The 8233-nt window shown below is 42.1% G+C and carries 7 protein-coding genes; 5 read left to right on the plus strand and 2 right to left on the minus strand.

Annotated features, from left to right (window positions below; translation table 11 throughout):
• Positions 1 to 129: 129 nt before the first annotated feature.
• The 5 genes from H7A25_13645 to H7A25_13665 all read left to right on the plus strand — a co-directional run bounded on the left by H7A25_13645 (position 130) and on the right by H7A25_13665 (position 7076).
• The gene (locus tag H7A25_13645) at positions 130 to 1827 is read left to right on the plus strand and encodes a chitobiase/beta-hexosaminidase C-terminal domain-containing protein (GenBank protein ID MCP5500946.1); all 1698 of its coding nucleotides are present in this window, start codon (positions 130 to 132) and stop codon (positions 1825 to 1827) included.
• 321 nt (positions 1828 to 2148) lie between these two features.
• Positions 2149 to 3948 carry a putative Ig domain-containing protein gene (locus H7A25_13650; protein ID MCP5500947.1) on the plus strand — a complete coding sequence of 600 codons (1800 nt, stop codon included), beginning with the start codon at positions 2149 to 2151 and terminating at the stop codon, positions 3946 to 3948.
• A gap of 35 nt (positions 3949 to 3983) precedes the next feature.
• Complete coding sequence (locus tag H7A25_13655; GenBank protein MCP5500948.1) at positions 3984 to 6317, plus strand: hypothetical protein; 2334 nt, start codon at positions 3984 to 3986, stop codon at positions 6315 to 6317.
• The gene (locus H7A25_13660) at positions 6238 to 6666 is read left to right on the plus strand and encodes a hypothetical protein (GenBank protein MCP5500949.1); all 429 of its coding nucleotides are present in this window, start codon (positions 6238 to 6240) and stop codon (positions 6664 to 6666) included. Before H7A25_13655 ends, H7A25_13660 begins: the two co-directional genes overlap by 80 nt.
• Positions 6667 to 6668: 2 nt before the next feature.
• Positions 6669 to 7076: a hypothetical protein gene (locus tag H7A25_13665; protein ID MCP5500950.1), complete on the plus strand. Its 408-nt coding sequence runs from the start codon at positions 6669 to 6671 to the stop codon at positions 7074 to 7076.
• Between the two features lie 249 nt (positions 7077 to 7325).
• On the opposite strand, the gene rpsG is transcribed toward H7A25_13665, so the two are convergent.
• Together rpsG and H7A25_13675 are read right to left on the minus strand one after the other, a co-directional pair.
• Positions 7326 to 7799 (minus strand): 30S ribosomal protein S7, encoded by a 474-nt coding sequence (gene rpsG / locus H7A25_13670; protein ID MCP5500951.1) that lies wholly within the window; start codon positions 7797 to 7799, stop codon positions 7326 to 7328.
• 20 nt (positions 7800 to 7819) lie between these two features.
• Positions 7820 to 8194, minus strand: a complete 375-nt coding sequence (locus H7A25_13675) for a 30S ribosomal protein S12 (protein ID MCP5500952.1) — start codon at positions 8192 to 8194, stop codon at positions 7820 to 7822.
• Between the last annotated feature and the right edge of the window lie 39 nt (positions 8195 to 8233).

Genomic DNA, 8233 nt, shown 5'->3' on the forward strand with positions numbered 1-8233 from the left:
TTAAATCCCCAGGCGAGTCCTCAGTGGCTCGCTTAGTTCCTCTCTTAAAAAAATCTTTTTAGCATTTTAAATTATTATTGAAAACTTTATAATTATAGCTACATAATACAAAATAAGCCTATCTGTGTAATGGTAAGTCCTTCCGCTTCGGGAAATTCCACTATATACAGTATAAAAGCCAAGCGTGATATTGCCTGGACAGGTACAGATGCTTATATGGAATCCGTAATCCGTGAACCGGAAAAAGTGAAGCCCGATGCAGCCGATCTCACAAGTGCAGAGAATATTAATACATCCCTTCCCAATGCAAATGTAAGCCCCCTTACTCACATTGCAGCAAGGCGAATCCAGACGATAGCCAAAACAGATACGGATCTTAACTCAGCGACCAAACAGGCAAATGGAGAAGTGAGCCTTCGTTTTAACTTATTTAGTAGTTCCGGTACAATAAACACCGGGCTTCCTTCCGGCACACCTGCACCGAATTTTGCTATCAGGCAAAGTTCTTCATCCAATGGAAGTATTGCCGTAAGTTCTGAAGTTCCGGATATTTCTCGCTATAATATCGATACTACAGACTTAAAAAACGAGCAAACACAAAAGCTTCTTCTTATATTAGGAGGGCTTGAACAATTAGCTACCGATTCAGGTAGCACCACTGATTTAAATCCTGAAGCTATTGAGAAAATCATGGACTCACTTGCTGAATCTATGGCTACAGGTGAGTTTAAAAGTACTAAGGAAAATGGAGAGGCCATTTCCATAGGTAGCGGAGAAAATGAAAAGAATATGGGAGACAATCCCCTCAATAACCTTCTGGCCAAAGCTATCAAACAGTATGCTTATGAAGGAGGTGCAGAATCCCTGGGGTTAAATCTCGAAAAGGTAAAGAAATCTATCACATTTTATGATAAGAGTGAACCCTCCTTTACACCCAGTCCCGGAAGTTATTCGGGTTTTCAGGGCATAGAACTTAAAGCCATAGAGAGTTCACAGGAAATTCGATATACACTTAATGGAGGTGCTCCAACTTGTTCTTCAGGTACGGTATACACATCTCCGATTCCTCTGACACAGGTTGGAAATTATAATATAAAAGCTGTAGCTTGCAAAAATGGTATTTCTTCAAGACTAATTGTAGGAGAGTTCAAGGTTTTAAAAAAACTTCTCTCCGAACCAAGTTTTAATTCGGATGCAGGGGAATACAACAATAGCCATACCGTTTCTCTTTCTCATGCGGAGGGTGGAAAACTGTATTATACACTTGATGGTAGCATTCCTGATTGTGAAGGAAAAAATGGAACTCTGTACAACTCGGCCATTACAATGAACGTTTCCTTCCGTCTGGCTACCATCGCTTGCAATGGTAGCCTCGAAGAATCTAATCCTCTTATTAAGAAATACGTAATACTTAATTCTCCTTACGGTTTGAGTTACAAATACATGGATTCGGTCTATACTATAAACGGAAGTATATTACCGAATTATGCCTCTGTTACAGGAGAACGCATCACTTATAGTATAAGTCCGGCTCTACCGGAAGGGCTTATCTTTAGCACTCTAACCGGTAGCATAAAGGGAACACCTATAGTTGAATCCCCGGTCTCTAAATATACTGTAACGGCCAGAAATGCAGCAGGTTCTGTGAGTGCAGAGATTCAGATCACAGTCAACGAAAATGCACCAAGCATTATGAGCTATTCGGAAACATCCGTGACTTATACGCAAGGAGTCCTCATTAAGCCCAATACAGTAATTATTAACGGTTCAGGTATGACGTATTCAGTAAGTCCGAATTTACCTTCCGGTCTGATCCTAGGTTCCTAAAATGGAACTATAAGTGGAATCCCGAATACGGTTAGCCCGGCTACAAACTACACTGTTAAAGCCAAAAACAGTGGGGGTTCTTTAACTTATTCCCTATCGATTACAGTAAATGATGCTCCACCGACTTCTTTAAGTTACGGTGGTTCTCCTTTTGTATTCACGAAAGATACCGAAATCCATTCGGTTTTTCCGACTGTCAATGGAACAGTATCCTCTTATTCGGTAAGCCCAAATCTTCCTTCTATTTTACAACTCGACCCTGATACAGGCAGGATCTACGGAACCGCTTCAGAGTTACAGCTAAATCCTAGAAAATACACCGTGACTGCCTCTAATATCAGTGGTTCCAGTACTTTTGATTTATATATTACTATTGAAGATACACCTCCAAAAGGACTTAATTATCAAGCTTCTCCATTTCGTTTTACCAGGGGCGTAACAATTAATCTACAAAAGCCCAATGTCAGCGGAACGGTTACAGGTTTTTCTATCAGTCCTGCTTTGCCTTCCGGTCTGATTCTGAATCCGAGTACAGGAGAAATTTCGGGAACCCCCTCAAGCATTCAAACAGCCACAGATTATACAATAACTGCGACCAACACCAAGGGTTCTGTGAGTTTTACTTCATCCATTACCATAGAAGATACTCCTCCCTCAGCCCTGTCCTACCCTCTTGCCTCCTATATTTTTATTAAAGGAGTAAAGATCCAGGAACAAATTCCTTCTGTAAAGGGAACAGCTATATTGTATTCGATTAGCCCTTCGCTTCCCGAGGGACTCGCTCTCAACCAGTCCAATGGGCTTATCTCCGGTACTCCTGAATCTGTCAGCAGCAATACTTCTTACCTTGTAACAGCCGGTAACGCAAAAGGAAGCACCACTTTCAGCTTTCAATTAAGCGTAGTCGATGCCGCACCGAAAGGACTTTTCTATGCAGGAGCACCTTTTGTCTATACCCTTAATGAACCTATCAATACCGTAAAACCTTCTGTCACAGGAACAGCCACATCGTATACGGTGACCGCTGCCAACAGTTCCGGCTCTACGACTACAGCCATCTTGCTTTCAGTCAGCGGAACCTCTCCCTCTTCTCTGTCCTATCCTCTTGCGACTGCTATCTACACAAAAGGAGAAACCATTACAACACTCGCGCCAGCAATTACAGGCTCTGTGAGTTCTTATTCTATAAATCCAGCTCTACCCTCAGGTTTAAGCCTGAATACAGTAACAGGAGAGATTGGAGGAACACCTCTTTTTACTTCTCCTGCAACAAACTATATCATTACAGCAAGGAATCCTTACGGAAACATAAGTGCCGCTATCAATATCACGGTAACAGATACCGCTCCATCAGCTCTGGCCTATGGTGGACCTTATATTTTCGCAAAGAATGTGGCTATAACCAATTTAGTTCCGACTCTTGTGGGGACGGCCAGTTCCTATTCTATCAGTCCGACTTTACCTGCGGGACTCAGCCTCAATTCAACTACCGGTGTGCTCAGCGGGGTGCCGACTATTTTGTCTGCAAACACTGTTTACACCGTAATGGCTTCCAATATCGCTGGTTCCACAACAGTCGCTTTCAACCTTATGATAATAGCCACACCTACTTTGAGTATAGATAGTCCTACAATAGCTGAAAGTGCAGGAACTTCTACATTTACAGTGACTCTTTCTACTGCACTCAGTAATACTGTCCGTGTGAGTTATGCCAGTGCAAACGGAACCGCGGTAAGTGGTCTGGATTATACAGGTATTTCGGGCATCCTCACAATCGCCCCCAACACAGCCTCAGGCACAATTAATTTGCCGGTGCTGGATGATTCCCTGGATGAGTATGATGAAACAGTTACACTAAATTTATCTTCTCCTGTGAATGCAAATCTCTCCACCGCATCCGGTACAACAACGATTACCGATGATGATAATCCTCCGATTATAAGTATTGTCAGTACGGCAAGCGGGGTGGAAGGAGATGTGTTTAATCTTACAGTTTCTCTTTCTTCTGCCAGCGAAAAAACTATCACGATTGACTATAGCAGTTCCCCAGGAACAGCGACATCCGGCTCGGATTATCTGCCTCCTCTTCAGGAACAGCGACTATTCTTGCAGGAAATTTAAGTACAAGCGTTTCTATCAATACGGGAAACGACCTGGTGTATGAAGCAGATGAAAATTTTATATTGAACTTATCCAATCCAAGTTCAGCCAGTATTTCTGATTCTCAGGGAATAGGAACCATTCTCGACAATGATTCGATGCCTTACCTTTCTATAGATAGTCCTTCTGTGTCTGAAGCCACGGGTTCTCTTACCTTTACGGTGAGTCTATCTGCTGCAAGCGGCCAAACCATTACTGTAAACTATGCTACGGCAGATGGAACGGCTGTCTCTACCGGTGACTATACCACAACATCCGGTACCCTTACCTTTAATCCAGGAACTACATCACAAACGATTATCGTTTCAATACAAAATGATACAACACTGGAAAGCAATGAAATTTTCAGCCTAAACTTAAGCGGGCCTATAAATGCAAACTTTTCCACATCCAGCGGAACCGGTACCATCCTCAATGATGATTTAGGAGTCAGTTCTGTAAGCACCCTGGATGCCGATGGAAATGGTAAAATCGATCACCTCAAAATCGTATTCACAGAAGCAGTAAACGATAGCAGCTTTCCCGGTTATTCACTGAACGGCCCTGGTTCTGTCCAAACCCAGTGGAGTATAGCCGGATATAACAATCTTATTTTAGTACACGGTACTGCGATAAGCTTTGAAACAGATACTGTCAATGATGCTATCCTCTATCTGAAATTTGATGAAGGAAGTCTGCCCGACACAGGAGCCAAACCTGACCTGACAACCACAGCTTCGCCCGTCCTGACGGCCCTGAGCTCCAATGCTCTTGGCCAAATCAATACCGCTACGATTATCGAAGCTGATGGAGCAAAACCAATTATCATAAACGCAGAGAGCCATGTTACTTCCACAGAGCTTATTGTTACTTTTTCAGAAGCCGTATTTCCCATGACCGGAGCACCTACTTGCGGAAGTGGTGGAGATATAAGCCAAGTCGATCTGACTTATACTGATAGTAGTGCCTCTGGTGCTTCTTCTTTAACAGGCATGGGATCGGATGTCTGTGCTTCAGATGCCGGGAATAATGCAATCTTTATTGTAGATGCTGGTTTTATCGGAACCGATTCTGTAAACACTATTGCAGCTCAGTCTATTTATGATGCCTCAGACAACGCAATGAATGCAGATGCAAAATACCTCACGATTATAAAGACCTCTTTGCACTATGCTATCAATGGTGCCGGTGGAGATACGATAGTAACAGTGCAGGATCAATCCGGCTTTGGTGCTAACGGAACTGTAAACGGAGCCATATTCGCGACCGACCCTGCTGGTAAAACTGGACAGGCCTACCAATTTGATGGTGTGGACGATTACATTTCAACTACCTCAAATGCAAATATAACATTTAATACAAATGATAATTTTACAATTGCCTTCTGGGCAGATATTGCCTGTAAGCAACCTAATACCAGTTCAAATGCAAATGTAATTATAGAAAAGTGGTCAGGTTCAGGTCCGAGTCCTTACTTAATTGTTTTTAATAATCAGACCCATGGTGACCGAGGGAAAGTTATGGTTGCAAGATATGACGGAACTAATAATCCAAATATAACTTCTTCTCAGTCGATCTGCGACACCGGATTTAAACACATCATTTTTATAAGAAATGGTGCAAGTTTATATCTTTATATCAACGGAAAACAGGATGCTACAGTAACAGATACAACATCTGCAAGTACTTCTGAAGCAGGTTCTTTATATATTGGCAAATCTCCGAGTTCACGTGGGCCTTTAAAAGGAAAACTTGACGATATTCGCATCTACAACTATGCTCTTTCCGAGGCTGAAATTAAATTAGTATCAGCCAAAGTGCCAGATGGTCTTGTGGCCTATTTTCCCTTACAACCCGGACTGGATACAACGAACAGTGCCACAATAGATGCAGGCGACAACAATCCAGGTAATATGACTATTGGATCAACGACCGGGACTGACGGGAATGATCCCTCAATGAATACAGATCGCTTTGGAAATACAAACTTCGCTTATTTATTTGATGGTACAGATGACTATATGCATAATTCCTCAAGTAATGTAAATCTGAGTAACAATTCGATGACATTTGCAACCTGGATAAAACGCTCAGGCCCCTCAAGTGGAATTGCAAGGATCATTACATTTCTGGGTACATCCGGCATTCCTAACCAGGGATTGCATTGGGGTTTTTTAGGAGATGATAGAATATTTTGTACGTTTTGGAATAATGATTTGGTAAGTACGAATACTCTTATCGATACCGATTGGCATCATATAGCTTTTAGCTATGACTACAGCAAATGCCGCTTATCTGAATGGTTCCTTATCGGATGTGCGCATCTACAGCCGGGTCTTATCAATAGATGAAATTCGAAGCCTATCCGGATTTTTCCCCTCTCATCAACCGGCCAATCTCAAGCTCTGGCTCAAGGCTGATGGGGGAACTTTTAGCGATGCAGGTACAAGTCCGGCTACAAACAACGGAAGCATACAACAATGGAACGATTCCAGCGGTAACGGTTTGCATGTATCCCAGACAAATGGTTCTTCTCAACCCTTATGGATAGCGAATGCGATTAATGGAAAACCGGCCGTACAGTTTAATGGATCGACATATTTGCAAAGAGATTCTCTGGTCGGCACTTCCCTTTTTGCTACAAATGAAGTGGATATATTTATAGTTCAGGTAGATACCGGGCAAGTTATCAATCCCTGACTATGGCCTGGCAACCGGGTGACAATGCAAACCGAATTACTCTCCATCTGGCTTTTATGGGATCTCTAATTTATGATTTCGGTAGTACTACCGGCAGACAATATATAACAGCACCGGGAAACTGGGTGAATAACTATCATATACTGGAAGCCTATCATGACACAGGCAGTGTGAGTAAAACCTTCATTGATGGTTCAGAATTAGCTTCCGACACTTTTGGAGGAGTTACTCTGGATAATACTGCGACATTAACTCTTTACATAGGAGGAGAAGGAAGTTGCTGTTATTTAGAAGGCAGTATCGCTGAACTCCTGGTCTATAACCGTTCACTAACAGTAGAGGAAAAACAAAAGGTACAATGCTATCTGTCGAAGAAGTATAACCTCGCAGTAACACCAACCTGCAATTAGGAGAGTGTCTATCAAAGATAGAAAATTGCCTCTCGAAGATCTAACGAGAGGCAATAGTTCTTCCAAAAGACTCAACTTTCCAACCCAAGAACAATATCCCTAATCAGTTTGTTCGTGACATAGACTCTGAAGCCTTTCTTATAAAAGTATTGCTTACTCTTTTGTATTCCATTAAATTTTGTCCTTAGTACATAAAAAAACCCGGTGGAAAACCGGGTTTTTGTTTTTACTCTTGAGTTTAAAAAAAATTTACCATCTGTAATGGCTGAAAGCTTTGTTGGATTCTGCCATTTTACGAATATCTTCTTTCTTCTTAATCGCAGCTCCGGTTCCTTTCTGTGCTTCCATAAACTCAGCAGCTAATTTTGCACTCATGGATTTTTCATTTCTTGCTCTGGAATAACGAATTATCCATTTAATTCCGAGTGCTTGCTTGCGCTCCGGTCTTACTTCAACCGGAACCTGATAGGTTACCCCACCCACTCTTCTGGATTTTACTTCGACTTCCGGTTTTACATTTTCCAGTGCATCTTTAAACACCTGGTAGGGATCTCCACCGGTCTTTTTTTCGATAATCGCCAGAGCATCATAAAAAATTCTTTGAGCGACACTCTTTTTTCCATCATACATCAGGCAGTTAATAAATTTTGAAATAACCCTGTCTCCGTAAACCGGATCCTTTGCCATTTCTCTGGGCTCTACTCTTCCTCTTCTTCTAGACATGACAATACTCTCCGTTCAAATTAAGCTTTAGGCCTTTTCGCTCCATACTTGGAACGGCCTTTTCTTCTTTTATCCACACCCAGAGTATCCAGTGTACCCCTGATAATGTGATACCTTACTCCCGGTAAGTCTTTTACCCTTCCACCACGAATCAGAACCACGTTGTGTTCCTGAAGGTTGTGACCTTCTCCCGGAATATACGCAGTAACTTCGATTCCTGTTGTCAAACGAACCCTGGCAACCTTTCTCAGGGCTGAGTTCGGTTTTTTAGGCGTAAATGTCATTACCCTTGTACAGACCCCTCTTCTCTGGGGGCAAGCTTTTAAAGCCGGAGATTTTGTTTTCTTTCTCTGTGCTTTTCTACCATGTCTAATTAACTGATTAACTGTTGGCATTCATTTTTTTCCTTCTATCAGATTAAAAAATACTATCCC

The sequence above is a fragment of the Leptospiraceae bacterium genome (assembly GCA_024233835.1).
Lineage (GTDB): Bacteria > Spirochaetota > Leptospiria > Leptospirales > Leptospiraceae > JACKPC01.